Origin of the sequence: Variovorax paradoxus B4 (assembly GCF_000463015.1) — a bacterium.
GTDB classification, from domain to species: domain Bacteria; phylum Pseudomonadota; class Gammaproteobacteria; order Burkholderiales; family Burkholderiaceae_C; genus Variovorax; species Variovorax paradoxus_E.
Map to the genome: position 1 here is coordinate 2,012,994 of NC_022247.1, position 24,996 is coordinate 2,037,989.

Below are 24,996 nucleotides of genomic sequence, written 5' to 3' on the forward strand. Positions count from 1 at the left end.
TGGCGCGAACCCCCTTGTAAAGCACATCGGGCTCGAAGTTCGAGAACTTTGGCGCAGACTGCCATGTCGTGGTTGCTGCAGCGTCCTACAGGGTGTTTCGCGGCACAGCGCTATACCGGAGCCATGCTGGAAAAATTGCCTGAAGTCATCGGCCATGCGCTGCAGGGGATGCGCGCGGGCCTGGACAAGATCGTCTTCAATGCGCTGGGTATGCGGCAGGGCATGGCGTCGATTGCCTTGAGCAGCGTCGCTTTCGTGGACCACGCGCCATTGCCGTCGCGCTATACGGCCGATGGCGAGGGCCTGTCGCCGCCGCTGCAATGGGCCGATCTTCCGGCTGGCACCGAATCGCTGGTGCTGCTGGTCGAGGACGCCGATTCTCCGACGCCGAATCCGCTCGTGCACGCGATCGTCGTCGGGCTGCGGCCGAATGAAGGCAAGCTGGATGAAGCGGCTATTCCGAGCCGCGACAACGGCGGTGCTGCCGGCCTGCATGTGGGACGCAATTCCGGACTGCAGGCCGCCTGGCTACCCCCTGATCCGCCCCCGGGACACGGCACGCACCGCTACGCCTTTCAGTTGTTTGCGCTCGAGAACACGCCCGTGTTTTCCGCCGCACCCGGTCGGGACGAGATATTCGACGCCCTGCGCGAGCACGCGCTTGCCAGTGGCCTGCTGATCGGCACCTGCGAAAGGCCGGACGGTTCGATCAAGATCAAGGAAGCAGCCCCGGCCGGCCCCCTGGCAACGGGCTGAGAAGAATTTCAAGCCCATGCGCATGCCACGGTGGCGAAAACCGGGGTTTTTGCCGCTACAATTCGAGGCTCTGCGGTGGCTGTAGCTCAGCTGGTAGAGTCCCAGATTGTGATTCTGGTCGTCGTGGGTTCGAGTCCCATCAGCCACCCCAAAATTCTTTCCCCGACTGCTATTGCGCAATAGCGTCCACGGGAACACAGCGCCGGGCCAGTCCCGGCGTTGTCATTTCCGGCTCCTGCGGCCGGCGCAGCACTCTTCCTTTGGTTTCATAAAAAGCGTCCAAACCGGTGCGCACTGCATTGTGCGCTGCCGCAAACCTGTACGTGCCGGGCCATTTTTCTCGGGACGGCCTGCTTGTAATAAATTGGAATTGAATTAAAATCCGCCCCGTTCCCAATTTTCAGGAGTCCAACAATGGCTTCGACCCTTGCCGATATCAATTCCCAGATCAAGAAGTACGACGAGCAGATTGCGCAATTGCGCAAGCAGGCCGAAGACCTTCGCAACCAAGAGCGCGCGGGCGTGATTGAAGACGTGCGCAGGAAGATCGCCGAATACGGTTTGACGGCTTCCGATCTGAAACTCAGCGCACGCGGCGGCTCGGTCAAGCGCAGCGCCGGGGTTCCCGCGGTCAAGGCAGCAGCCAAATACCGCGGCCCAACCGGCGAAACCTGGTCTGGTGGCCGCGGCCGCAAGCCACGTTGGGTGACCGAGGCGCTGGCCGCGGGCAAGTCGCTTTCCGAGTTCGAGATCAAGTAAGCTCCCGAGAAGGCCACAGGCCAATAAAAAAAGCCCGCGAATGCGGGCTTTTTTTATTGGGTGCGAATCCGGGCAAACCCGGTGCGCTCAGTTCACCATCACGAGTTTTCCTTTGACGCCGCGCGATCCCATGTGGGCATAGGCAGCTTTCAATTGTGACATCTGCATCGTGCTGTCGATCACGGGCTTGATCTTTCCCTGTCCGTACCACTGCGCCAATTCGGCCATCATTTGTGCATTGGCCTTGGGCTCGCGCTTGGCGAAATCGCCCCAGAACACGCCGACCAGGGAGGCGCCTTTCAACAACGTCAGGTTCAATGGCAGCGATGGAATCGGCCCGGAGGCAAAGCCGACCACCAAATAGCGTCCGCGCCACGCAATCGAGCGAAATGCCGGCTCGGCGAAATCACCGCCCACCGGGTCGTAAATGACATCGGGGCCTTTGCCGTCGGTGGCGGCCTTGATGGCGTCGCGAAAACCGCCTGGAAGCGCATGCGTCGTGTAGTTGATCGTGGCGTCGGCGCCAATGGAGCGGCAGAGTTCGCATTTCTCGTCGGTAGACGCCGCCGCAATCACTTTTGCGCCTGCTGCCTTTGCGATTTGTATCGCGGCGGTGCCCACCCCGCCCGCGGCACCGAGCACGAGCACGGTTTCTCCGGCCTTGAGCTGTGCGCGATCCATCAGCGCATGCCACGACGTGGCATAGATCATGATGAACGCCGCCGCATCGACATGGCCAAAGCCCTCGGGCAGCGGCATGCAGAGCGCTGCCGGTGCCAGCGTGTGGGTTGCAAATCCGCCCGTGCCCGAGAGGCACGCCACGTTCTGGCCGACCTTCAGGTGGGTGACGCCTTCGCCTACCGCCTGAATGACGCCGGCGTATTCCGAACCGGGCACGAACGGCAGCGGCGGCTTGATCTGGTATTTGTTCTGCACGATCAGCAGATCGGGAAAGTTGAGGCTGGCCGCCCTGATTTCGATCAGCACCTGGCCCGGACCCGGCGCCGGCGTCGGCAGTTCCTTCCAGGTCAGCGCATCGACGCCGGTGGGGTTTTCGCAAAGCCATGCGTGCATGCTCGGGTCTCCTTTGAATCAGTCGTGTGTGGGCAATGAATGCGAGGCGATGATAGGGGGCGCGGCGGGGCGGCGTTGTCCCTGCTGCGACGCACGCGGCGCCTACAATCCGGGCACTGAAAAGCACCATGAAGATACTTATTTCCAACGACGATGGTTTTCAGGCGCCGGGCATCGTCGCATTGCACGACGCATTGAAAGACATCGCGGACGTCGAGGTGGTTGCGCCGGAGCACAACAACAGCGCCAAGTCGAATGCCCTCACGCTGGCGGCGCCGCTCTACGTGCACAAGGCGCACAACGGTTTTCGCTATGTGACGGGCACGCCGGCCGATTGCGTTCACATCGCGCTCAAGGGGCTGCTCGACTACCGGCCCGACCTGGTGGTGTCCGGCATCAACAACGGCGCCAACATGGGCGACGACACCATCTACTCCGGCACCGTGGGTGCGGCGATGGAGGCCTATCTGTTCGGCATCCCGGCCATCGCGTTCTCGCAGATCGAGAAAGGCTGGGCGCACGTCGATGCGGCCGCGCAGGTGGCCCGGCGGCTGGTGCAGCAGATCGAGCGCGAGCGCATGCTGGATGGAGGCGCCTTCCTGCTCAACGTGAACGTTCCGAACCGGCCGCTCGAAGAGCTCAAGCCGATCAAGGTTTGCCGGCTGGGCCGCCGCCATGCCGCGGAGAAGGTCATCACGCAGGAAAGCCCGCGGGGCGAGACGATGTACTGGATTGCAGGTGCCGGAGGCGCCAAGGACAGCGGCGAAGGCACCGACTTCCATGCAACTGCCGCCGGCCACATTGCATTGACGCCGCTGCAGATCGACCTGACCGACCATGCCAACCTGGGCCAATGGCGCGAGACGGTTGCCCGTCTCGGTAATTGAGCATGGCCACGCAACGGCCTGGATTTCCGGTTCGCCTGACACCCACCGCCTCGGCCGCCACACGCGGGCGCCTGCCCGCAGTGCCTGCCAAGCCGATGGTGCCGACCACGCCTTCGATGGCCTCCGACGCCGTGCGGGCGCGCATGGTGCAGAAGCTCGCTGCCCAAGGCATTGCCGATCCGCGCGTGCTGCGCGCGCTGAGCGCAGTCGAGCGGCATCGCTTCGTCGACAGCGCGCTCGTCAACCAGGCGTATGAAGACACGAGCCTGCCCATCGGGCTGGGCCAGACCATCTCGAAGCCGAGCGTGGTGGCCCGCATGATCGAGCTCCTGCTGGGCGCGCCCGCGCTGGCCGGAAAGCCGCAGGACCGTCTCGGCCGCGTGCTGGAAATCGGCACCGGCTGCGGCTACCAGGCCGCGGTGCTGAACCACGTGGCCACGGAGGTCTACAGCATCGAGCGCCTGCGCGGACTGCACGAGCGCGCGCGCGCCAACCTGCGGCACTTCCGGCTGGCCACGGTTCATCTGATGCTGGGCGACGGCATGGTCGGCTATGCCAAGGGGGCTCCCTATGCCGGCATCATCGCCGCGGCAGGCGGCGAAGCGGTGCCGCAGGCCTGGATCGAACAACTCGCCATCGGCGGGCGCATCGTGGCGCCCACCCATTCGGCGGGCGGCGGGCAGGCGCTCGTCGTCATCGATAAAACCGCCCGTGGACTCGAGCGCCGCATTCTTGAGGCGGTTCACTTTGTCCCCCTAAAATCGGGCATCGCTTGAAGGAACAACAAATGCAGGGTTTTGGCAATCGGAGTTGGTGCGCTGGTATCACGTTGGCAGTTGTGCTCGTGATCGCGGGCTGCGCCGCACCGCGAGGGCCGGCACCGGTCGAAGACCGCGGCACGATGACGCGTGCGCCCAATGCGGCACCCGGTGGCCCGCTCATCACCACCGACGCCTCGGGCAAGCCGCTTCCAGGCATCGAGAACTATGGCAAGCCGGGTTATTACGCAGTGCGGCCCGGCGACACGATCCGCCGCATCGGAAACGAAACAGGCCAGAGCTGGCAGAACATCGTTCGCTGGAACAATCTTGAAAATCCCGACCTGATCGAAGTCGGCCAGGTGCTGCGCGTGGTGCCGCCGGTGGGGCCGGCCACCGCTGTCGCAACCGCGCCTGCCCCTTCTTTCGAGGGTGCGGTGACCAAGCCCGTCACGCCGCCGTCGGTGGTGGTGCCCGCCGCGCCCGCGAGTGCCGCGGTCGGCAAGCCGCCGGTCACGGCGTCGCCGTCGGCGCCCGCAGCAAGCTCGGGCGACGAGGACCTCGGCTGGATCTGGCCGGCGCACGGCACGCTCCTCGCGGGGTTCGACGATGCCAAGAACAAGGGCTTCGACATCGGCGGCAAGGCGGGCGACGCCGTCCTCGCGGCTGCCGACGGCCGCGTGGTCTATGCCGGCGCAGGTTTGCGCGGCTATGGCAACCTGATCATCCTGAAGCACAACAACACCTACCTCACGGCCTATGCGCACAACCAGACGCTGCTCGTGAAGGAAGACCAGTCGGTGCAAAAGGGCCAGAAGATCGCCGAGATGGGCAACAGCGACGCTGACCGCGTCAAGCTGCATTTCGAAATCCGCCGCCAGGGCAAGCCTGTCGATCCGGCGCGCTACTTGCCGAGCCGGTAATGCCATGGCCGCGTCCAGCCCCCGTCGCGCACTGCCCGTGCGTCGGCCGGCGGGCCGGAGCAGGGCGGGAGAGAACGACCCACAGGGCTCGTCTGCAAGGCCTGCACTCGCTGCCGACCTGATTGCCGCAACCGATTCGGTCGGAGGCGAGGGTGCCGATGCACTGACGATCTACCTGCGCCAGGTGCGGCGTACCGAGCTCTTCACGCCCGAAGAGGAATACCAGGCCGCATGCGCCGCGCGCTCCGGCGACTTTACCGCGCGGCAATCGATGATCGAGCACAACCTGAGGCTGGTTGTGAACATCGCCAAGGCCTATCTGGGCCGGGGCGTGCCGCTCGCCGATCTCGTCGAGGAAGGCAACCTCGGCCTGATGCACGCCATCACCAAGTTCGAGCCCGAACGGGGCTTTCGCTTTTCCACCTATGCGACCTGGTGGATTCGCCAGTCGGTCGAGCGCGCAGTGATGACCCAGGCGCGTGCGATCCGCCTGCCGGTGCATGTGGTGCGTGAACTGCAGCAGGTGCTGCGGGCCCGCCGCACGCTCGAAGGCGATGCCCAGTTCCTGGCGCATCGGCCCGATGGCGTGCGCGTGGAGGATGTCGCGGCATTTCTGGGGCTTGACGTGCAGGCGGTCGCGGAACTGCTGGCGCTGGCCGAGGCGCCGCGTTCGCTGGATGCCGGCGATGCACATGGAGACGAAGGCTTCACCCTGGCCGACACCGTGGCGTCCGAGGACGGCCAAGGCGATCCGACCGACGTCACGCACACCCACGAGGTCGCGCGCTTGCTCGATCAATGGGTCCATGCCCTCGATGCACGCGAGCGCGAGGTGCTGGAGGGGCGCTACGGCCTGCACGACCGCGAGCCCGAAACGCTCGAGGTGCTGAGTGTGCGACTGGGGCTGACAGGCGAGCGCGTGAGGCAGATCCAGAACGAGGCGCTGGCCAAGATGCGGCGCCAGCTGACCCGTTCCGGCGTGGGGCGCGACGCCTTGTTCTAGCCGGCGCCGGCACTGAGACAATCGGGGGATGACGGAATCCATCGAAGAAAAGAAAGTCCCCGCGAAAACCCCGGCGACCGCGCGTGACGAATGGCTCAAGGTCGAGTCGCTCGACCTCGACGCGCAAGGCGTCGCGCACAACGCCGAGGGCATGGTCGTGTTCATCGAGGGCGCCCTGCCTTTCGAAGAGGTGCAGTTCAACGTTCATCGCCGCAAGAACAACTGGGAGCAGGGCACGGTCACGGCCATCCGGCGCGAATCGTCGCAGCGCGTTCGGCCTGGCTGCCCGCATTTCGGTTTGCACACCGGTGCGTGCGGCGGCTGCAAGATGCAGCATCTGGATGAGGCGGCGCAGGTTGCGGTGAAGCAGCGCGCCCTCGAGGACAACCTGTGGCACCTCGGCAAGGTACGGCCCGACAACGTGCTGCGGCCGCTGGAAGGCCCGGCATGGCACTACCGCTACCGCGCGCGGCTTTCGGTGCGCCATGTGGTCAAGAAGGGCACCGTGCTGATCGGCTTCCATGAGCGCAAGAGCCGGTATCTCGCCGACATGCAGGTCTGCCCGGTGCTGCCGAAGCAGGTCAGCGACATGCTGATGCCCTTGCGCGCATTGATCGGTTCGCTGGACGCCCGCGAGACCTGCCCGCAGATCGAGCTCGCCTGCGGCGATGCGCCCGGTACGACCTCGCTCGGCACGATTGCATTGGTGCTGAGGCACCTGGAGCCGCTCTCCAATGCGGACGTCGGCCGCCTGAAGGCCTTTGCAGCGCAGAACGCCGGCGTCCAGTGGTGGCTGCAGGCCAAGGGGCCGGACACGGTGAAGCTGCTGGAAGAAGGCGGTATGCCGCTGTCCTACGAGCTGCCCCAGTTCGGTGTGACGATGCCGTTCAAGCCCACCGATTTCACGCAGGTCAATCCGCACATCAATCGCGCCCTGGTGGGGAAGGCGCTGCGCCTTCTCGACGTACAGGCGAACGAGCGCGTGATCGACTGGTTCTGCGGCCTCGGCAACTTCACCCTGCCGCTGGCCAGCCGTGCTCGCGAGGTTCTGGGCATCGAGGGCAGCGACACCCTGGTCGCACGCGCGAGCGACAACTTCAAGAAGAACCAGCCTGCCACATCCGCCAGACGGGCGCTGTCAGCAACCCGGTTCGTGGCCCGCAACCTCTTCGAAATGACCCCTGCCATGCTGGTGGCCGATGGCAGCGCCGACAAGTGGCTGGTCGACCCGCCGCGCGAGGGCGCCTTTGCGCTGGCCAAGGCCATGGCCGATCTGCACCTGCAGCCCGAGCTTCGAACCGATGGCTGGACGCCGCCGAAGCGCATCGTGTACGTGAGCTGCAATCCGTCCACCCTGGCGCGGGACGCCGGCCTGCTGGTGCACCAGGCCGGATACCGTTGCACGTTCGCGGGGGTGATCAACATGTTCCCGCACACGGCGCACGTCGAGTCGATTGCGGTGTTCGATCTGGCATGAAAAAAGGGCCCTCGGGGCCCTTTTTTCATCTTTGGCGCGTCGCCGCGACGCTTGCTCGCTCAGTCGCGTTCGCCGCCGGCGATGCCCAGCAGGGCCAGCAGGCTCTGGAACACGTTGAACAGGTCCAGGTAAAGCGCCAGCGTTGCGCTGATGTAGTTGGTTTCGCCGCCATCCATGATCTGCTTCAGGTCATACAGCATGAAGGCCGAGAAGATGCCGATGGCGGCCACCGAGATGGCCATCATGCCGGCGCTCGAGCCGACGAAGACGTTGATGATGGCGCCCACCATCAGCACCATGGCGCCCACGAAGAGCCACTTGCCCATGCCCGACAGGTCGCGCTTGATCACGGTGGCCAGCGAAGCCATCACGAAGAAAACGCCGGCGGTGCCGCCGAACGCGGTCATGATGAGCTCGGAACCGTTCTTGAAGCCCAGCACCATCGCGATCAGCCGCGACAGCATCAGGCCCATGAAAAAGGTGAAGGCCAGCAGCACCGGCACGCCGGCGGCCGAGTTCTTGGTTTTCTCGATGGCGAACATGAAGCCGAAGGCGCCGCCGAGGAAAACCATGAGGCCGAGCCCGCCCGTGAGCGACTGGGTGATGCCGGTGGCGACGCCGATCCACGCGCCCAGCACGGTAGGCAGCATGCTCAGCGCCAGCAGCCAGTAGGTGTTGCGCAGGACGCGTTGGCGCTCAGCCTGCGGCAGCGCCTGGCCGTAGCCGGCGGAAGTGTCGAGGGTGGTAACGCGGTCGTTCATGGCCGTAGCTCCTTTGGTTGCTGCAATGACGCAGTTGGGCGCATTCTAGGGGTCTGCAAGAGGGGGGCGGCACAAAGACCGTATGGCTGATGGTCCTAAGCACCGCCGTGGTTCCGGGCCGGTTGGCCGTTATGCTGTCGGGTTTTACGCAACCTGATTCTCAACATGAAGACCAAGTCCTTCCTCGAACTCGCCGATGTCAAGGCCGTTGCCGCGGCTGCCGAAGCCGAAGCCCTCAAGAACAACTGGGCCGTGACCATTGCCATCTCCGACGATGCCGGCAACCTGCTCTGGCTCCAGCGCCTCGATGGCGCTGCGGCACTGTCGTCCCATATCGCGCCTGCCAAGGCACATACGGCAGCCATGGGGCGCCGCGAGAGCAAGGTCTACGAGGACATCATCAACGGCGGCCGCACCGCGTTTCTCACGGCGCCCGCCGTACAGGGCTTGCTGGAGGGCGGCGTGCCGATCGTGAAGGACGGCCAGGTGATCGGCGCCGTCGGCGTGAGCGGCGTGAAGTCGAACGAAGATGCCCAGATCGCCAAGGCAGGCATTGCGGCCCTCGGTCTTTGAGCATTCGAAGCGCCAAAGCAAAACGCCGGCTTCGAGCCGGCGTTTTTGTTGGATATCCAGCGTGAAAAAAAGCTTGGCTAGTCGGCGAACCGTTGGCTAGCAAAAAACGACCCTCGGAGATGAATCTCCTCAAGTCGCCCCACGATGAAACTTGCGCGAAGGGCGGGCTGATCTGCCTCTTACTTGGTCAGGATCAGCTTGCCGAGTTTGGTGGCCTGGAGCCGATAGAGGGACCCGTTGTGCATGATGCCCACGGTTTTGCTTCCCTTGAGAAGCTCCGTGCTTTCGACCATCGGCGCCGGGCGCGGTGCCTGGATGGACGCCTGTCCGCCACCCGATTGGTCGAGCGACGGATGGCTCAGAACAGAAAAGGCGTTCGGTTTGGCTTGCATCTGAAATTCCCTTATCGAAGCGATGAGTGAATGATAATGATTCGCAATAAAAAGTCAATCGCGGCGATCAACTTTTTTCAGGGCCATGCAGTGACTTACTTCGCGTCGGGCTCGGTAATGAAGCCGATCTTGCGTACGCCGGCTTCCCGCGCCTGCGACATGGCCTTGGCCACGCGTTCATAGCGCACGGCCTTGTCGCCGCGGATGTGCAGCTCGGGCTGCGGATCCTTCGCGGCCTCGGCGGCCAGGCGGGCGGGCAGCTCGCCGTCTTCGATCTTCTGTTCGTTCCAGTAGTAGCTGCCGTCGGCGGTGATGCTGAACAGGATGTTCTGCGGCTTGGGCTGCTCGGGTTCGCTGGTGGCGCGGGGCAGGTCGATGTTGACTGCGTGCTTCATCACCGGCACGGTGATGATGAAGATGATCAGGAGCACCAGCATGACGTCGACCAGCGGCGTCATGTTGATCTCGTTCATCACCTCATCGGGTTCGTCCTGGGTTCCGAAAGCCATGATGCTCAGCCCTTCTTGAGCGGAACCACGATGGCGTCGCCGCCCCCGCTTTGCACGCGTGCGCCCGTCACGAAGTAGGCGTGGAGGTCATGCGCAAAGCTGTTGAGCTTGGTGAGCACGAACTTGTTGCCGCGCACCAGTGCGTTGTAGCCCAGCACCGCCGGAATGGCCACCGCGAGGCCCAGCGCCGTCATGATCAGTGCTTCGCCGATCGGGCCCGCCACCTTGTCGATGGTGGCCTGGCCGGCGGAACTGATGCTCATGAGCGCGTGGTAGATGCCCCAGACCGTGCCGAAGAGGCCGATGAACGGGGCCGTCGAACCGACCGATGCCAGGATGGCCAGGCCGGTTTGAAGGCGCGCGGTGAACGCATCGATGCCGTTGCGCAGCGCGCGCGTGATCCAGTCGCTCACGTCCAGCGCGTCGTGCAGATGGGCCTTCGTGTTGCGATGGTGCGCAGCCGCTTCGCGGCCTTCGAGCGCCAGGGCGCGAAACGGATTGCTGTCGTCCTTGCCGAGCTTGTTGAGCGCGGTTGCGAAGTCTTCGCTATGCCAGAAGTCCTGCGAATGCTTGGCAAGGCGCTTGTACTTGATGACGTCGAGGGCCTTGATGATGATCACGATCCACGACGCAAGCGACATGCCGACCAGCAGCACCGCGACGGCCTTGGTGACGAAATCGCCCTGGTTCCAGACGTTCATCAAGCCGAATTGGGAATCCATACGAAGTTGCTCCAGAGAAAAATTAGTTCAGTTTGAATGAGAAGGGGGCCCGCAGCAGGTAGGTGGTCTGTGCGTTGCCTCCCGTTTGCCTGAAGGGCGTGACCTGGGCGGTTCGGGCGGCGCTGAGCGCCGCTTCGTCCAGGCGTTCGAATCCGCTGGACTTGAAGAGTTCGACGCGCTTGGCGAAGCCTTCGCTGTCGAAATAGATCGAGACCACAGTGGTCCCCGACTCGCCCAGCCGCCTGCTCATGCTGGGATACACGAGCTTGGGCTCCCTGACGTAGCGCGTCTGGCCCTCCGAAATTTCGATCGTCCGTGGGGCGGGCGGCGCTGGCGGCGGGGCCGGGGGAGCCGGCGGCGTGGGTGCGGGAGCCTCCGCAATGGGCGTGGGGGGCGCAGGCTCGGGCACGCCGACCGGCGCGCTGGGCGCCGGTGTCGGCTTCGGTTCGCGTATGGCCACCGGGCGAGGCGGAGGCTTGACGGCCTCGGGCTTGCGCTGCGGAGGCGGCGGCGGTGGGGGAGGCGGTGGTTCGGCCGGCCTGGGCGGCTCGACGAACTGGCTCAGAATTTCGACGGGGATCACCACTTCGGCAGCGCGGCGCAGCAGGCCGCTTTGCAGCGCCCACAGCGCGGCTGCATGAAACAGGATCACGCCCCCGGCAATGAGTGCATTGCGCGAGAGGCCCAGGACGGAGGGAGGGGGGGCAAAGCGGTCAGACACGATCAACCAATTCGAATGCGGGCGCGCACGGAGCGTGCCTCGATTGCAGCAAAACCGCTACGACTACTGTTTACTTACGAAAGATCCACCAGGCCGAGCCTGCAACGAGTATCAGGCTGCCGCCGAGTGCCGAGAAGAGTTCCATGCCTTGCTTTCCGTGATGGAGGTGGCAAGCTGGATCGCACTCGTTCCCGATTCGCGATTCAACGCGGCGACCGGGTGGGAGGCGCTGCACTGCGCGACGATATCGCGCGCACAGCCTTCACACTGGCCACACTGGGTGGCCACGCCAAGCTCGAACTGGACTTCGTCGAAAGTCATGCCGGCCCGCACGTGACGTGCGATTTCACGGTCGGAGACTCGGCGGCAGACGCAAACGATCATGGCGGTGAAAGCGGCAGTTGGCTGGCTGGTTGGGTACGAGCCTATTATAAATACGAATCTCTCGCATTTTCAATAACTATCCCCCCGCACCGGCCCCAGCCAGCTGCCAGCGCACCGAGGCGTTCTTTGATCCCAAGACCTTCGAGAAGGTCGGGCAGGTGAAGCAGCCGTCCTGAGCAACCGCGCGGTGCGTGCGGCTCCCGAGCGTGCGTCGACGCAGGTCTGGGCGCCTTGGCTGCGCGCAACGCACTGGGCGCTGGTCGCGGCCGTTGCCGTGGCGTGGTTCAGCGGCGAGGCCTTGTTGCAGCTGCATGAACTGGCGGGCGATGCCGCGCTGGCCCTGATTGCCGGGCGATGCATTGGCGGCTGGCTGGGCGGACGCCATGCGAGGTTCCGGCAGTTCGTCCGGTCTCCCGCGCAGGTGCGGCGCTACGCGGCCGAGGTGCTTGCCCGGCGCAAAAAGCGCTACCTGGGCCACAACCCGCTGGGCGGCTGGATGGTCGTTGCCCTGCTCGCCACGGTGGCGGTTGTGGGCGTCACGGGATGGATGTACTCGCTCGACATGTTCTGGGGATTGGCGTGGGTGGAATGGCTCCACCGCAGCTTGGCCTGGACACTGGTGGCGCTGATCGCCCTGCATCTGGCCGGAGTGGCTTTCACGAGTTGGCGGCACAGGGAAAACCTGGTTGCCGCCATGTTCAGCGGGCGCAAGCGCCCGCGGGAACCGGGCGACGCCGACTGAGAACGCCGCCCCGGCCTTGTCGAATCAGCTGATTTCGCCCATCTGCGATTGCAGATAGTTCTGCACGCCGACCTTGTCGATCAGGTCGATCTGGGTTTCGAGGAAGTCGATGTGCTCTTCCGTGTCGTCCAGGATTTCCCGCAGCAGGTCGCGCGAAACGTAGTCGCGCACCGTCTCGCAGTACGCGATGCCGTCCTTGATCGTGGCTTGCGCGCCAGTTTCGGCGCCCAGGTCGCAGCTCAGCAGCTCGGGCACGTCTTCGCCGATGTTCAGCTTGCCCAGGTCCTGCAGGTTCGGCAGGCCGTCGAGCATGAAGATGCGGTCCATCAGCTTGTCGGCGTGCTTCATTTCGCCGATCGATTCCTCGTATTCCTTCTTGGCCAGCTTGTCCAAGCCCCAATGCTTGAGCATGCGGTAGTGGAGGAAATACTGGTTGATTGCGGTGAGCTCGTTCTTGAGCTGCGCCTGCAGATGTTCGATGACCTTGGGGTCGCCCTTCATGTTTTTTTTTCCTTGTTCTGAAAGCACCGATTGTGAGAGGGGTGGGCAAGCCCTTGCAAGCAATCCCATGCTGCGCCGGTCTGCATGCGTTTGATGGTGATACACGTTCGTATTCGATCTCGGCGTGGTCATCGCAAACATAGCAAGCTGCAATACTTTTAATAGTTGATAACTATCAAATTGCTGAGATTGGTAGTTATACTCATGGCTCGTTCTTTCATTAGCCACCACCAAGGAAACAGCAATGTCCCTGATCAACACCGAAATCATTCCCTTCAAGGCCACCGCGTATCACAACGGCAAGTTCGTGCCCGTCAGCAACGACAACTTCAAGGGCAAATGGTCGGTCGTGGTGTTCTACCCGGCTGACTTTACTTTCGTGTGTCCGACCGAACTCGGCGACCTGGCCGACCATTACGCTGAATTCCAGAAGCTCGGCGTCGAGATCTATGGCGTGTCGACCGACACCCACTTCACCCACAAGGCATGGCACGACACCTCGGACACCATCGGCAAGGTCAAGTACCCGCTGATCGGCGACCCGAGCCAGCAACTGGCCCGCGCCTTCCAGGTGCTGATCGAAGAAGGCGAAGACGCCGGCCTCGCATACCGCGGCACCTTCGTGATCGATCCCGAAGGCAAGATCAAGACCATCGAAGTGCACGACAACGGCATCGGCCGCGACGCTGCGGAGCTGCTGCGCCGCGTGAAGGCTGCCCAGTACGTGGCTGCCCACCCCGGTGAAGTCTGCCCGGCCAAGTGGACCGAAGGCGCCGAAACGCTGAAGCCTTCGTTCGACCTCGTCGGCAAGATCTAAGCGTCCCCCGCGCGAAAGCCCGGGCGCTCACGAGGCCCCGGGCTTTTTTGTCCCCCGTTGATAGTTTTCAGTTATCGAAAGAGAGTCCGTCATGCTCGACGCCAGCACCAAAGCCCAATTGAAGAGTTACCTCGAACGCGCCACGCAGCCGATCGAGATCGTCGCCTCGCTCGACGACAGCAAGGCCTCGGGCGAAATGCTGTCGCTGCTGAAGGACGTCGCCGAAGCGTCGCCGCTGGTCAAGCTGACCGAAAGCCGCGACGACAACCATCGCAAGCCCTCTTTCTCGGTCAACCGCCCGAGCGAGAACCACGGCCCGCGTTTCGCCGGCCTGCCGATGGGTCATGAATTCACGTCGCTGATCCTCGCGCTGCTGCAGGTCGGCGGCTATCCTCCCAAGGTCGAACAGGCGGTGCTCGACCAGATCCGCGCACTCGACGGCGACTTCGAGTTCGAGATCTATGTCTCGCTCACCTGCCACAACTGCCCCGACGTGGTCCAGGCGCTGAATCTGATGGCCATCCAGAACCCGCGCATCCGCACCACCATGATCGAGGGCGGCACCTTCCAGGACGAGGTCAAGGAGCGCCAGGTGATGGCCGTGCCCACCGTGTTCCTGAACGGCACCGAATTCGGCCAGGGCCGCATGAGCCTGGAAGAGATCCTCGCGAAGATCGACACCAGCGGCGTCGAGCGCGAAGCGAAGAAGATCGCCGCCAAGGACCCGTTCGACGTGCTGATCGTCGGCGGCGGCCCCGCTGGTGCCGCGGCTGCCGTGTATGCGGCGCGCAAGGGCATTCGCACCGGCGTGGCCTCGGAGCGCTTCGGCGGCCAGGTGCTCGACACGCTGGGCATCGAGAACTTCATCTCGATCAAGGAGACCGAAGGACCGAAGTTCGCCCACGCCCTCGAAGAGCATGTGCGCGACTACGACGTCGACATCATGAACCTGCAGCGCGCCAAGGCGCTGGTGCCGGGCAAGGACCTCATCGAGGTCCAGCTCGAGAGTGGCGCCTCGCTGAAGAGCAAATCGATCATCATCTCGACCGGTGCGCGCTGGCGCAACATCAACGTGCCCGGCGAGCACGAGTTCAAGAACAAGGGCGTGGCCTACTGCCCGCATTGCGACGGCCCGCTGTTCAAGGGCAAGCGCGTGGCGGTGATCGGCGGCGGCAATTCGGGCGTCGAGGCGGCCATCGACCTGGCCGGCATCGTGGGCCATGTCACGCTGATCGAGTTCGACACCGCGCTGCGCGCCGACGCCGTGCTGCAGCGCAAGCTCAAGAGCCTGAAGAACGTCGACGTGTTCACCAACGCGCAGACCACCGAGATCACCGGCGACCAGAAGGTCAACGGCCTGGTCTACAAGGACCGCGCGACGGGCGAGCTGAAGAAGGTCGAACTCGAAGGCGTGTTCATCCAGATCGGCCTGGTGCCCAACACCGATTGGCTCAAGGGCGTGGTCGAGTTGACCAAGCACGGCGAAATCGTGGTCGACGCCAGGGGCCAGACCTCGGTGCCGGGCGTATTCGCCGCGGGCGACGTGACGACCGTGCCGTTCAAGCAGATCATCATCGCGGCCGGCGACGGCGCGAAGGCGGCGCTCGGTGCTTTCGATCACCTGATCCGGACCTCGGCCCCGGTCGAGCAGGCGACCGTCTAAAGGCCGGCTGCGGCGGACCTGATCCGGGCGCCCGGATCAGTACGTCAGCCGCTCCGGCTTCAGCTCCTGCAGGATGGTGGTGGCAATTTCCTCGATCGACTTGGTCGTCGTCGACAGCCACCGGATGCCGGCCCGGCGCATCATGGCCTCGGCCTCGCTCACCTCGTTGCGGCAGTTCTCGAGGCTGGCGTAGCGCGAATCCGGCCGGCGCTCGTTGCGGATCTGGCTCAGCCGCTCGGGCTGGATCGTGAGCCCGAAGATCTTCTTGCGATGGGGCATCAGGGCCGGCGGCAGCTGGCGGCGTTCGAAGTCTTCGGGAATCAGCGGGTAGTTGGCCGCCTTCAGGCCGTGCTGCATCGCCAGGTAAAGCGAAGTCGGCGTCTTGCCGCTGCGGCTCACGCCCACCAGGATCACGTCGGCGCCTTCGAGATCCCGGTTGCTCTGGCCGTCGTCGTGGGCCAGGCTGAAGTCGATGGCCGCAATGCGGGCATCGTATTCCTTGCTCTTGCTGACGTCGCTGAAGCGGCCGATGCGGTGGTTCGATTTCACCGCCAGCTCGATCTCCAGCGGCCGCACGAAGGTGCCGAACATGTCGAGCAGCATGCCCTTGCAGCCGGTTTCGATCACCTCCAGCACTTCCATGTTCGCCAGCGTCGTGAAGACGATGGGGCGCACGCCTTCCAGCTCGGCCGTGTGGTTGATCTGCCGTACCGCCTGGTGCGCCTTGTCGACCGTGTCGGTGAACGGCAGCCGCACATGGCGCGGTTTCATCTCGAATTGGGCCAGCACGGCGTTACCAAATGTTTCTGCCGTGATGCCGGTGCCATCGGAAATGAAGAAAACGGTGCGTGTATGCATGGTGTTGCTCTTGCGGCCTTGTCCTGCGGCGCGTGCAATCTCGCCACGCCTACAATCCGGGCCATTATCGGGAATCCGCTTTCCCACCCCCCAATTCTTTCCATGCACACCGCGACAGCACCCAAAGCAACGACAACGATCGTGCCGCGCCGTCTGCATGCAGCACCGGTTTCAACTTCTGGAGCTTTCCCATGTCTGCACTTTTCGACGCGACCGCCCTGGTCGTACCGTTTGAAAACCTGAGGATGACCGACGTCGAGTCGGTCGGCGGCAAGAACGCCAGCCTCGGCGAAATGATCTCGCAGCTGCCGCAGGGCGTGCGGGTGCCCACGGGCTTCGCGACCACGGCGCACGCGTTCCGCCAGTTCCTGGCCCACGACGGCCTGGCCGACAAGATCAGCAAGCGGCTCGCCGCCCTGGACACCGAAGACGTGCGGGCGCTGGCCGCGGCCGGTGCCGAGATCCGTGCCATGGTCGAGGCCCAGCCTTTCCCGGCCGACCTGCAGAAAGCCATTGCCGACGCCTTCGCGAAACTGAGCGCCGGCAATCCCGCCGCCTCGTTCGCCGTGCGTTCCTCGGCCACGGCCGAAGACCTGCCGGACGCTTCTTTTGCCGGTCAGCAGGAAACCTTCCTCAACGTGGTCGGCATCGACGACGTGCTACACAAGATGAAGGAAGTCTTTGCTTCCCTCTACAACGACCGCGCCATCAGCTACCGCGTGCACAAGGGCTTCGCGCACGACGTGGTCGCGCTCTCGGCCGGTGTGCAGCGCATGGTCCGCTCCGACCTCGGCGCGGCCGGCGTGATGTTCACCATCGACACCGAATCGGGCTTCGAAGACGTGGTGTTCATCACCTCCAGCTACGGCCTCGGTGAAACGGTGGTGCAGGGCGCCGTGAACCCCGACGAGTTCTATGTCCACAAGCCCACGCTGCGTGCCGGCAAGAAAGCCGTGATCCGCCGCAACCTGGGCTCCAAGCTGATCCAGATGGAGTTCGCGTCGCCCGAGGAGAAAAAGGCCACCGGCAAGCTGGTGAAGACCACCGACGTCAAGACCGAGCAGCGCAACCGCTATTCGCTCAGCGACGCCGACGTCGAGCAACTCGCCAAATATGCGCTCGTCATTGAAGAACACTATGGCCGCCCGATGGACATCGAGTGGGGCAAGGACGGCACCGACGGCCAGCTCTACATCCTGCAGGCGCGCCCCGAAACCGTGAAGAGCCAGCAGCAGGGTAAGGCCGAGCAGCGCTACAAGCTGCTGGGCAAGGGGGCGGTGCTCGCCGAAGGTCGTGCCATCGGCCAGAAAATCGGCACCGGCCCCGTGCGGCTCGTGCACAACATCAGCGAAATGGACAAGGTCCAGGCCGGCGACGTGCTGGTCACCGACATGACCGACCCCAACTGGGAACCGGTGATGAAGCGCGCCGCCGCCATCGTCACCAACCGCGGCGGGCGCACCTGCCACGCGGCCATCATTGCGCGCGAACTCGGCATTCCGGCCGTGGTCGGCTGCGGCGACGCCACCGACCTGCTGAAGGACGGCACGCTGGTGACCGTGAGCTGCGCCGAGGGCGACACCGGCTTCATCTACGACGGCCTGCTCGAAACCGAGGTGACCGAAGTGCAGCGCGGCGTGATGCCCGAGATCGACATCAAGCTGATGATGAACGTCGGCAACCCGCAGCTCGCCTTCGACTTCGCGCAGCTGCCGAACCATGGCGTCGGCCTGGCGCGGCTCGAGTTCATCATCAACAACAACATCGGCGTGCACCCGAAGGCGATCCTCGACTACCCGAACGTCGACAACGACCTGAAGAAGGCCGTCGAATCGGTGGCCCGCGGCCATGCCTCGCCGCGCGCTTTCTATGTCGACAAGGTGGCCGAAGGCATCGCAACCATTGCCGCGGCCTTCTGGCCCAAGCAGGTGATCGTGCGCCTGTCGGACTTCAAGTCGAACGAATACCGCAAGCTGATCGGCGGCAGCCGCTACGAGCCGGAAGAAGAAAACCCGATGCTCGGCTTCCGTGGCGCCGCGCGCTACCTGAGCAAGGATTTCGGCGAGGCCTTTGCCATGGAATGCGAGGCGCTCAAGCGCGTGCGCAACGACATGGGCCTGGTCAACGTGCAGATCATGGTGCCCTTCGTGCGGACGCTGGGCCAGGCCGAACGCGTGACCACGCTGCTTGGCGAACATGGCCTGAAGCGCGGCGAGAACGAGCTCAAGCTGATCATGATGTGCGAGGTGCCGAGCAATGCCATCCTGCCGGAAGAGTTCCTGAAGTACTTCGACGGCTTCTCGATCGGCTCGAACGACCTGACCCAGCTGACGCTCGGGCTGGACCGCGATTCGGGGCTCGAGCTGCTGGCCGCCGACTTCGACGAGCGCGACCCGGCCGTCAAGGCGCTGCTGAGCCGCGTCATCAAGGCCTGCAAGGCCGAGGGCAAGTACGTCGGCATCTGCGGCCAGGGCCCCAGCGACCACCCGGACTTCGCGCTCTGGCTGGCGGAGCAGGGCATCGAGTCGATCTCCCTCAATCCGGACAGCGTCATCGACACCTGGCAGCAGCTCGCCAAGCGCTGACAACGGAAGGCGGCGGGCGCGGGGGGCATGCCCCCGCCGCGCGGCCGCCCCTGCGGGAATCCTCATCGGGAAATTCCCGCTTCGGTGCCTGTCCGATTGAATCAGAATGTGTTACTCGTGTCAGACTTGCGACATTCGCAGGGTGGCGGGTCGCTCGCGGATTGCATGGCGAAGCCGCTCGTCGCCGCACCCACCGGTATTTCGCGGAAGAAACCATCATGATTCTTGTCAAGACAGACGCCGGACAGCGGGTTCTCAAGGATCGCTCGGTGCCGCTTTCGCCGCGCCAGCGTACTGCGTTCATCCTGTTCGACGGCAAGCGTTCGGTCGATGAGGTGCTTGCCGCCGGGATGGGAATTGCGCGAGAAGAGATCGACCAGATGGTCGAACTGGGGCTGCTCGGGCCCGTGGCGGGGAGCAAGCCGGCTGCGCCTGCGCCTGAGCTAGCCAAGGCACCCGAAGCGCCTGCGGCCGCAACCGAAGCGCCTGCGGCCGCAAGCAAGGCGCCCGTGGTGGCGGCAAAGGCGGCCGAACCCGCGCCGCCTTCCGGGCGCAGCAGGCAGCAGCGCTACAAGGATGCCTATCCCATTGCCACCCAATTGACCGGTGCGCTCGGCCTGATGGGCTTCAGGCTCAACCTGCAGGTCGAGGGCACCAGCAGCTACGAGGACCTGGTCGCCCTGGCGCCCAAGATACGCGCCGCGGTGGGCGCGGAGAAGGCCGCGGCCCTGGACCGGGCCCTGAACGACTGACGCTGGACACGCGCAATGCCGACAGTGCTACAATAGCCGGCTTTGCCTTGCCACACTGCGCCCGACGCTGCAGGTGGCTTTTCCTCTTCCACGGAAGAATCCACAAGGAGTGCCATGCGTCACTACGAAATCATTTTGCTGATCCACCCGGATCAGAGCGAACAAGTTCCGGCCATGCTGGAGCGCTACAAGGGCCTCATCACGGCCGGCGGCGGCAAGGTCCACCGCGTTGAAGACTGGGGCCGTCGCCAGCTGGCCTACCAGATCAACAAGCTCAGCAAGGCGCACTACCTGTGCGTCAACATCGAAGCCGAGCAAACCGTGATGGGCGAACTGGAACACGCGTTCAAGTTCAACGACGCCGTGCTGCGCCACCTCACCGTTCAGAAGAAGAAGGCCGAAACCGGTCCTTCGTCGATGATGAAGACGGTCGAGCGCGAAGAAGCCCGCAAGGCTCAGCAGGCCGAATACGCCGCCAACAACAGCTGATGGCGTGACCGCTGCCGCTGCTGCGGCAACCGGAGTCAATCAGCTTCTGCTGAGCGCCTCGGTTGCCGAACTCGGAGCCTTGCGATATACGCCCGCCGGCCTTCCCGCCATCGATCTGAAGCTCGAACACGAGTCGACGCTCCAGGAAGCAGGAAAAGCCAGGCAGGTGAAAGCGGCCCTCAGGGCCGTTGCCTTCGGTGCCATCGCCGAACGGCTCGCAACGCAGTCGATGGGAAGTCTCTGGCGTTTTCAGGGCTTTCTCGCGACACCGGGCAATGGCAAGCATCCGGTCCTGCACATCCAGGATTTTCAGCAAGATTAATTTTCGACAAGAGGTCCCCAAATGGCCACGTTCAAGAAATTCAACAAAGACAAGCGCCCGAAGCGCAACACCCAGTCGCTGCTGTTCAAGCGCAAGCGCTTCTGCCGCTTCACTGTCGCTGGCGTCGAGGAAATCGACTACAAGGACATCGACACGCTGCGTGACTTCATCAGCGAAAACGGCAAGATCATCCCCGCCCGCCTGACCGGCACGCGCGCGATCTACCAGCGCCAGCTGAACACCGCCATCAAGCGCGCGCGCTTCCTGGCCATGGTGCCGTACAGCGACCAGCACCGCGTCTAAGGAGCCGTCACCATGCAAATCATTCTTCTGGACAAGGTCCTGAACGTCGGCGGCCTCGGCGACATCGTCAAGGTCAAGGACGGCTACGCACGCAACTTCCTGATCCCGACGGGCCGCGCCCGCCGCGCCACCGCCGCCAACAAGGCCGAATTCGAAGCCAAGCGCGTCGAACTCGAAAAGGCTGCGGCCGCCAAGCTGGCCGAATCGCAAGCCCAGGGCGAAAAGCTCGGCGGCACGACCGTCAAGCTGACCCAAAAGGCCGGCGTGGACGGCCGCCTGTTCGGCTCGGTCACCAACGGCGACATCGCCGAAGAACTGGGCAAGCAAGGCTACAAGGTTGCCAAGTCGCAAGTGCGCCTGCCCAACGGCCCGATCAAGGTCGTCGGCGACAGCACCGTGAGCGTTGCGCTGCACACCGACGTGGTGGTCGACATCACCGTGACGGTCTACGGCGAAACCGCCTGATCATCCACAGCGCCTTGTGTGCTGCCGCAAAAGCCGCCTCCGGGCGGCTTTTGTCTTTCTGCGCACCGGTTTTCCAGCGCGATGCACTGAAAGATCACTGTTTATTCACAACCTTGTCCACACACGCCAGCGCGTGCGCGGCTTAGCATGCAGGGTTGCAAGGGAAGTCCATGTCCGCCGTTTTTTCCTATGCCGACAATGATCCGTCGGCCGATCGTCAAGTTGCCCAGCTTCGCATTCCGCCTCACTCGATCGAGGCCGAGTCGAGCGTGCTCGGCGGCCTGCTGCTCGACAACGGTGCCTGGGACCGCATGGGCGACCTGCTGGTGGATGGCGACTTCTACCGCCACGAACACAAGCTGATCTATGCCGCGATCGGCGGATTGATCAACGCCAGCAAGCCGGCCGACGTCATCACGGTCTACGAACAGCTGCAGGGCCTGGGCAAGGCCGATGAAATCGGCGGCCTGGTCTACCTCAATTCGCTCGCGCAGTATGTGCCGAGCGCGAGCAACATCCGCCGCTATGCCGAGATCGTGCGCGAACGCTCGATCCTGCGAAAACTCGTCTCCGCGAGCGACGAGATCGCGACCAACGCCTTCAACACCCAGGGCAAGTCGGTCGACAAGATCCTGGACGAGGCCGAGCAGAAGATCTTCAACATCGGCGAAGAGGGCACGCGGATGAAGCAGGGCTTCCAGAGCATGGATGCCCTGGTCGTCGAACTGCTCGACCGCGTGACCGAGATGGCGGAGAACCCGAACGACATCACCGGCGTGCGCACCGGCTTCTACGAGTTCGACAAGATGACCTCGGGCCTGCAGCCGGGCGACATGATCGTGCTGGCCGCGCGCCCCTCCATGGGCAAGACCTCGCTGGCCATCAACATCGCCGAGCACGTGGCGCTCAACGAAGGGCTGCCGGTGGCGGTCTTCTCGATGGAAATGGGTGCGTCGCAGCTGGCGGTGCGTATCGTCGGCTCGATCGGGCGCATCGACCAGGGGCACCTGCGCACCGGCAAGCTCAGCGATGAAGAGTGGCCGCGCCTCACGGAAGCCATCGAGAAGCTGCGCAACGTCTCGCTGCACATCGACGAGACGCCGGGCCTGACCACCAGCGAGCTGCGTGCGAATGCGCGCCGCCTGGCGCGCCAGTACGGGCGCCTCGGCCTGATCGTGGTCGACTATCTTCAGCTCATGAGCGTGTCGAGCAGCATGAGCGACGAGAACCGCGCAACGGCCGTGGGCGAAATCTCGCGCGGCCTGAAGATGCTCGCCAAGGAACTCAAGTGCCCGGTGATCGCGCTGTCGCAGTTGAGCCGCGGCGTCGAAAGCCGCACCGACAAGCGCCCCATGATGAGCGACCTGCGCGAATCCGGCGCCATCGAGCAGGACGCGGACATCATCATGTTCATCTACCGCGACGACTACTACGACAAGAACAGCAAGGAGCCGGGCGTGGCCGAGGTGATCATCAGCAAGCACCGGAACGGGCCCACGGGCACCGTCAAGCTCGCCTTTCTCAAGCCGCTCACCAAGTTCGAGAACCTGGCCGGCTACGGCAACAACGACGACTACTGACGCCGCCGCGCCTTCATTTCTGCTGCTCCAGCAGCTTGGCCTCCGCCGTCCGCGCCTTCACCTGGCGCAGCATGTCGGCCAGCGTCTTGCCTGCTTCGTCGCGAAAGCGTTCGGGCAGCACGTCGACCGCATCCATGCGGTCGATGCGAAAACCCCGGAAGTCGTTGCGCAGTTCGCACCAGGTCGAAAGCGTCCAGACCTTGCCCCAATAGAAGCAGCCAAGCGGACGCACGGTGCGTTCGCTGGTATCACCCGAAACGTCGCGATAGTGAAGGCGCAGTTTCTGGCGCGCCTGCACGGCTTCGCGCAGCGTCTGCAGCCGCGCGCGCAAGGCATCGCCCAGCCCCAGCGCGGGGGCGTAGAGTGCGAGCGCCTCGGCCGAGACGCGTGCCGCCGGCGGCAGCACGGAGAGGATCTTGCCCAGCCCGGTTTCGATGTCACGCGCCAGGGCCGGATCGACCCAGCTCTGCGCCAGGCGGGCCGCCGCCACGAGCGCCGAAGCTTCGTCCTGCGTGAACATCAGCGGCGGCAGCTCGAAACCCGCGCCCAGCCTGTAGCCCACGCCGGCCTCGCCCTCGATCGGCACGCCCTGGTGCTGCAGGTCGGCCACGTCGCGGTAGACCGTTCGCTCCGACACCTCGAGGCGCTGCGCCAGGAAGGCCGCCGTGGTGAGCCGGCGCCCGCGGATGATCTGCACGAGCTGGAACAGGCGGTCGGCGCGGCGCATCAGTGCGCTCCCTGGGATATTCCAGCGAAGCCGTCGGGCCAGCCCTGGCGTGTGCTCATGAGACTCCGATATGGATCGCCACTTTGTCCGGCCCCTCGTAGGCTTCGAAATCGCTGCGGTAGCGGCGCACGATTTCCGGGTTCGCCTCGAAATACTGCCAGATGCGCTGCCAGGTGGCGATCACCATCTGCGGCATCTCGCCCTGGCCCGCAAAGACGAGGTAGCTGCCGGCCTCGATGGGCACGCTGCCCGTTCCGCCCGAGACGGCCACGCCCACGGTCACATCGAAGGCGCCATGCGCATCGGACTCGTAGCCGGAGTAGACGCCGAAGATGCGGGCATCGCCGGTGCGGCCGGGCGTCGATCGGTATGTCTCTTCGCCGAAGAAGCGATTCCACAGGGCGCCGATGCGCGCGCCCGCGGGGTCGTTCTCTTCGCGGTTGGTGGTGCGGACCGTGAGGCCTGCGACCTGGAAAGCGTCATGTTGCTGGCGCACGGGTTCCATCGGGGTTCTCTTCTGCATGGGTGATGTGGGGATTGTGGTGCTCAGAGCGCGAGCGCCTTCAGGTCGGCTTTCATGGCCCGGGCGATCAGCATCATGTCGGCGTCGGGGACATCGAACAGCCCGAAGCGGAACTTGTAGCCCCACTGCCTGGGGTTCTCGATGAAGGCCAGCTGGTCCAGCAAGGGCGCGATCGGCGTTTCGCGGGAGGCCGCGTAGGCCACGTCGAGCCGCCATGGAACAAAGCCGTTGCCCATGTCGGCCTCATACGGTGCGCCCGGCCGCACGATGCCGATCGAGACGAAGCTCTGCAGCCTGTCGGTACCGCCGAAGACCGTGGCCGGCGCGTAGTAGGCCACGCGGTCGCCTGCCGCAACCCGCTTGAGCGGACCGAGCTTGCCGTGGCCGACCTGCATGAAGCCGAGCGGCTTGTGGTCGCGCCCGCGGCGGGCGTGCTCGGCGCTGGCCACGGCAATCCAGTTGCGCTGTGCCATGGTGCGATTCAGGCGATGGCGTGAAGGCCGACTTCGTTGCCTTCGGTGTCGCGCAGATGGGCGATGAAGCCCATGCCTGGCGGCAGCGCGGACTTGGGCGCGACGATCTGGCCGCCTGCCGTTTCGACGCGCGCCAGCACGGCGTCGATGCTCGGCATGCAGTCGAGGTAGATGCGGATGCCGCTGCCCGCGCGTGCGCTGGCGTTCGCGCCGGCCTGCAGGGCGCCGCCGGTGGCGGGGTTGTCGTAGGGAAAGATGGCCAGCGTCTGGCCGCCGAAGTTTTCGCGGCGCAGCGTGCGGCCGAGCACGGTTTCGTAGAAGGCCTGGGCGCGGTCGATGTCGGTGACCGGAATCTCGAACCAGTTGACGGCGTTTTGCATGGAGGACTCGCTTTCGTTGCGTTGAAGGAGCCCTGATGGTGCGGGCGGCCTCCTGACAGCGTCTTGTCAGGAGGCTGTCACCGCGGACGAAAAAAGCCCGCGGTGCTCCTGGGAGCA

31 protein-coding genes and 1 tRNA gene are annotated in these 24,996 nt (G+C 64.4%); 19 read left to right on the top strand and 13 right to left on the bottom strand.

Annotation, left to right across the window (positions count from 1 at the left end; all coding sequences use genetic code 11):
- Positions 1–63: 63 nt before the first annotated feature.
- From VAPA_RS09275 to VAPA_RS09285, 3 genes are all read left to right on the top strand, one after another.
- On the top strand, positions 64–756 hold the full coding sequence (locus VAPA_RS09275) for a YbhB/YbcL family Raf kinase inhibitor-like protein (protein ID WP_230558984.1): 693 nt from the start codon (positions 64–66) through the stop codon (positions 754–756).
- A gap of 75 nt (positions 757–831) precedes the next feature.
- A tRNA-His gene (locus tag VAPA_RS09280) sits at positions 832–907 on the top strand.
- Positions 908–1,170: 263 nt separating this feature from the next.
- Positions 1,171–1,515, top strand: coding sequence for an H-NS histone family protein (locus VAPA_RS09285; RefSeq protein WP_012746936.1), 345 nt, complete (start codon positions 1,171–1,173; stop codon positions 1,513–1,515).
- Between the two features lie 87 nt (positions 1,516–1,602).
- Here VAPA_RS09285 and VAPA_RS09290 read toward each other — a convergent pair whose 3' ends face one another.
- Complete coding sequence (locus VAPA_RS09290; protein ID WP_021006510.1) at positions 1,603–2,589, bottom strand: NADPH:quinone oxidoreductase family protein; 987 nt, start codon at positions 2,587–2,589, stop codon at positions 1,603–1,605.
- Between the two features lie 128 nt (positions 2,590–2,717).
- Between VAPA_RS09290 and surE the strand changes: the two genes are divergently transcribed.
- From surE to rlmD, 5 genes are read left to right on the top strand one after another with little or no spacing between them, the layout of a single operon-like run.
- On the top strand, positions 2,718–3,476 hold the full coding sequence (gene surE, locus VAPA_RS09295) for a 5'/3'-nucleotidase SurE (RefSeq protein WP_021006511.1): 759 nt from the start codon (positions 2,718–2,720) through the stop codon (positions 3,474–3,476).
- A 2-nt stretch (positions 3,477–3,478) separates the two neighbouring features.
- Positions 3,479–4,252 carry a protein-L-isoaspartate(D-aspartate) O-methyltransferase gene (locus VAPA_RS09300; protein WP_021006512.1) on the top strand — a complete coding sequence of 258 codons (774 nt, stop codon included), beginning with the start codon at positions 3,479–3,481 and terminating at the stop codon, positions 4,250–4,252.
- An 11-nt stretch (positions 4,253–4,263) separates the two neighbouring features.
- The gene (locus tag VAPA_RS09305) at positions 4,264–5,157 is read left to right on the top strand and encodes a peptidoglycan DD-metalloendopeptidase family protein (protein WP_021006513.1); all 894 of its coding nucleotides are present in this window, start codon (positions 4,264–4,266) and stop codon (positions 5,155–5,157) included.
- 4 nt (positions 5,158–5,161) lie between these two features.
- Positions 5,162–6,160 (top strand): sigma-70 family RNA polymerase sigma factor, encoded by a 999-nt coding sequence (locus VAPA_RS09310; protein ID WP_021006514.1) that lies wholly within the window; start codon positions 5,162–5,164, stop codon positions 6,158–6,160.
- A gap of 28 nt (positions 6,161–6,188) precedes the next feature.
- Positions 6,189–7,637, top strand: coding sequence for a 23S rRNA (uracil(1939)-C(5))-methyltransferase RlmD (gene rlmD, locus VAPA_RS09315; protein WP_021006515.1), 1,449 nt, complete (start codon positions 6,189–6,191; stop codon positions 7,635–7,637).
- A 59-nt stretch (positions 7,638–7,696) separates the two neighbouring features.
- Here the strand turns inward: rlmD and VAPA_RS09320 are convergent, their stop codons facing one another.
- A complete protein-coding gene (locus VAPA_RS09320) occupies positions 7,697–8,398 on the bottom strand; it encodes a Bax inhibitor-1/YccA family protein (protein ID WP_021006516.1) in 702 nt (233 codons plus the stop codon).
- Between the two features lie 165 nt (positions 8,399–8,563).
- Here VAPA_RS09320 and VAPA_RS09325 point away from each other — a divergent pair, with 165 nt between their 5' ends.
- On the top strand, positions 8,564–8,971 hold the full coding sequence (locus VAPA_RS09325; RefSeq protein ID WP_021006517.1) for a GlcG/HbpS family heme-binding protein: 408 nt from the start codon (positions 8,564–8,566) through the stop codon (positions 8,969–8,971).
- Positions 8,972–9,150: 179 nt separating this feature from the next.
- On the opposite strand, the gene hemP is transcribed toward VAPA_RS09325, so the two are convergent.
- The 5 genes from hemP to VAPA_RS09350 form a co-directional block, all read right to left on the bottom strand.
- Positions 9,151–9,363, bottom strand: a complete 213-nt coding sequence (hemP, locus tag VAPA_RS09330; protein ID WP_021006518.1) for a hemin uptake protein HemP — start codon at positions 9,361–9,363, stop codon at positions 9,151–9,153.
- A gap of 95 nt (positions 9,364–9,458) precedes the next feature.
- Entirely contained in the window at positions 9,459–9,872 is a 414-nt protein-coding gene (locus VAPA_RS09335) for an ExbD/TolR family protein (protein ID WP_021006519.1), read from the bottom strand.
- A 5-nt stretch (positions 9,873–9,877) separates the two neighbouring features.
- Positions 9,878–10,594, bottom strand: coding sequence for a MotA/TolQ/ExbB proton channel family protein (locus VAPA_RS09340; protein ID WP_021006520.1), 717 nt, complete (start codon positions 10,592–10,594; stop codon positions 9,878–9,880).
- Positions 10,595–10,616: 22 nt separating this feature from the next.
- Entirely contained in the window at positions 10,617–11,318 is a 702-nt protein-coding gene (locus VAPA_RS09345; RefSeq protein WP_041946378.1) for an energy transducer TonB, read from the bottom strand.
- Positions 11,319–11,426: 108 nt separating this feature from the next.
- Complete coding sequence (locus VAPA_RS09350) at positions 11,427–11,699, bottom strand: (2Fe-2S)-binding protein (protein ID WP_021006522.1); 273 nt, start codon at positions 11,697–11,699, stop codon at positions 11,427–11,429.
- A gap of 187 nt (positions 11,700–11,886) precedes the next feature.
- On the opposite strand from VAPA_RS09350, the gene VAPA_RS09355 reads away from it, so the two are divergent.
- Positions 11,887–12,441: a cytochrome b/b6 domain-containing protein gene (locus VAPA_RS09355; protein ID WP_021006523.1), complete on the top strand. Its 555-nt coding sequence runs from the start codon at positions 11,887–11,889 to the stop codon at positions 12,439–12,441.
- A gap of 24 nt (positions 12,442–12,465) precedes the next feature.
- Here the strand turns inward: VAPA_RS09355 and bfr are convergent, their stop codons facing one another.
- Positions 12,466–12,942: a bacterioferritin gene (bfr, locus tag VAPA_RS09360; protein ID WP_021006524.1), complete on the bottom strand. Its 477-nt coding sequence runs from the start codon at positions 12,940–12,942 to the stop codon at positions 12,466–12,468.
- A 244-nt stretch (positions 12,943–13,186) separates the two neighbouring features.
- Between bfr and ahpC the strand changes: the two genes are divergently transcribed.
- Entirely contained in the window at positions 13,187–13,759 is a 573-nt protein-coding gene (ahpC, locus tag VAPA_RS09365; RefSeq protein ID WP_021006525.1) for an alkyl hydroperoxide reductase subunit C, read from the top strand.
- A 91-nt stretch (positions 13,760–13,850) separates the two neighbouring features.
- Positions 13,851–15,422 (top strand): alkyl hydroperoxide reductase subunit F, encoded by a 1,572-nt coding sequence (gene ahpF, locus VAPA_RS09370; RefSeq protein WP_021006526.1) that lies wholly within the window; start codon positions 13,851–13,853, stop codon positions 15,420–15,422.
- Positions 15,423–15,458: 36 nt separating this feature from the next.
- Here ahpF and ppsR read toward each other — a convergent pair whose 3' ends face one another.
- Positions 15,459–16,280 carry a posphoenolpyruvate synthetase regulatory kinase/phosphorylase PpsR gene (ppsR, locus tag VAPA_RS09375; RefSeq protein ID WP_021006527.1) on the bottom strand — a complete coding sequence of 274 codons (822 nt, stop codon included), beginning with the start codon at positions 16,278–16,280 and terminating at the stop codon, positions 15,459–15,461.
- Between the two features lie 191 nt (positions 16,281–16,471).
- On the opposite strand from ppsR, the gene ppsA reads away from it, so the two are divergent.
- The 7 genes from ppsA (at position 16,472) to dnaB (ending at position 22,776) form a co-directional block, all read left to right on the top strand.
- The gene (gene ppsA / locus VAPA_RS09380; protein ID WP_021006528.1) at positions 16,472–18,865 is read left to right on the top strand and encodes a phosphoenolpyruvate synthase; all 2,394 of its coding nucleotides are present in this window, start codon (positions 16,472–16,474) and stop codon (positions 18,863–18,865) included.
- Between the two features lie 218 nt (positions 18,866–19,083).
- Positions 19,084–19,617, top strand: coding sequence for a hypothetical protein (locus VAPA_RS09385; protein WP_021006529.1), 534 nt, complete (start codon positions 19,084–19,086; stop codon positions 19,615–19,617).
- Positions 19,618–19,731: 114 nt separating this feature from the next.
- Entirely contained in the window at positions 19,732–20,106 is a 375-nt protein-coding gene (gene rpsF / locus VAPA_RS09390) for a 30S ribosomal protein S6 (protein ID WP_012746958.1), read from the top strand.
- Between the two features lie 4 nt (positions 20,107–20,110).
- Positions 20,111–20,428, top strand: coding sequence for a primosomal replication protein N (priB, locus tag VAPA_RS09395; RefSeq protein WP_021006530.1), 318 nt, complete (start codon positions 20,111–20,113; stop codon positions 20,426–20,428).
- Between the two features lie 21 nt (positions 20,429–20,449).
- Positions 20,450–20,731, top strand: coding sequence for a 30S ribosomal protein S18 (rpsR, locus tag VAPA_RS09400; RefSeq protein ID WP_007830781.1), 282 nt, complete (start codon positions 20,450–20,452; stop codon positions 20,729–20,731).
- A 12-nt stretch (positions 20,732–20,743) separates the two neighbouring features.
- A complete protein-coding gene (gene rplI / locus VAPA_RS09405; RefSeq protein WP_007830783.1) occupies positions 20,744–21,196 on the top strand; it encodes a 50S ribosomal protein L9 in 453 nt (150 codons plus the stop codon).
- 170 nt (positions 21,197–21,366) lie between these two features.
- Positions 21,367–22,776, top strand: a complete 1,410-nt coding sequence (dnaB, locus tag VAPA_RS09410; protein WP_021006531.1) for a replicative DNA helicase — start codon at positions 21,367–21,369, stop codon at positions 22,774–22,776.
- A gap of 13 nt (positions 22,777–22,789) precedes the next feature.
- On the opposite strand, the gene VAPA_RS09415 is transcribed toward dnaB, so the two are convergent.
- From VAPA_RS09415 to VAPA_RS09430, 4 genes are read right to left on the bottom strand one after another with little or no spacing between them, the layout of a single operon-like run.
- Positions 22,790–23,503 carry a helix-turn-helix transcriptional regulator gene (locus VAPA_RS09415; RefSeq protein WP_021006532.1) on the bottom strand — a complete coding sequence of 238 codons (714 nt, stop codon included), beginning with the start codon at positions 23,501–23,503 and terminating at the stop codon, positions 22,790–22,792.
- 55 nt (positions 23,504–23,558) lie between these two features.
- The gene (locus VAPA_RS09420) at positions 23,559–24,026 is read right to left on the bottom strand and encodes a GyrI-like domain-containing protein (RefSeq protein WP_041946060.1); all 468 of its coding nucleotides are present in this window, start codon (positions 24,024–24,026) and stop codon (positions 23,559–23,561) included.
- A gap of 23 nt (positions 24,027–24,049) precedes the next feature.
- Positions 24,050–24,499 carry an EVE domain-containing protein gene (locus tag VAPA_RS09425; protein ID WP_021006534.1) on the bottom strand — a complete coding sequence of 150 codons (450 nt, stop codon included), beginning with the start codon at positions 24,497–24,499 and terminating at the stop codon, positions 24,050–24,052.
- A gap of 8 nt (positions 24,500–24,507) precedes the next feature.
- The gene (locus tag VAPA_RS09430; protein WP_021006535.1) at positions 24,508–24,879 is read right to left on the bottom strand and encodes a VOC family protein; all 372 of its coding nucleotides are present in this window, start codon (positions 24,877–24,879) and stop codon (positions 24,508–24,510) included.
- Between the last annotated feature and the right edge of the window lie 117 nt (positions 24,880–24,996).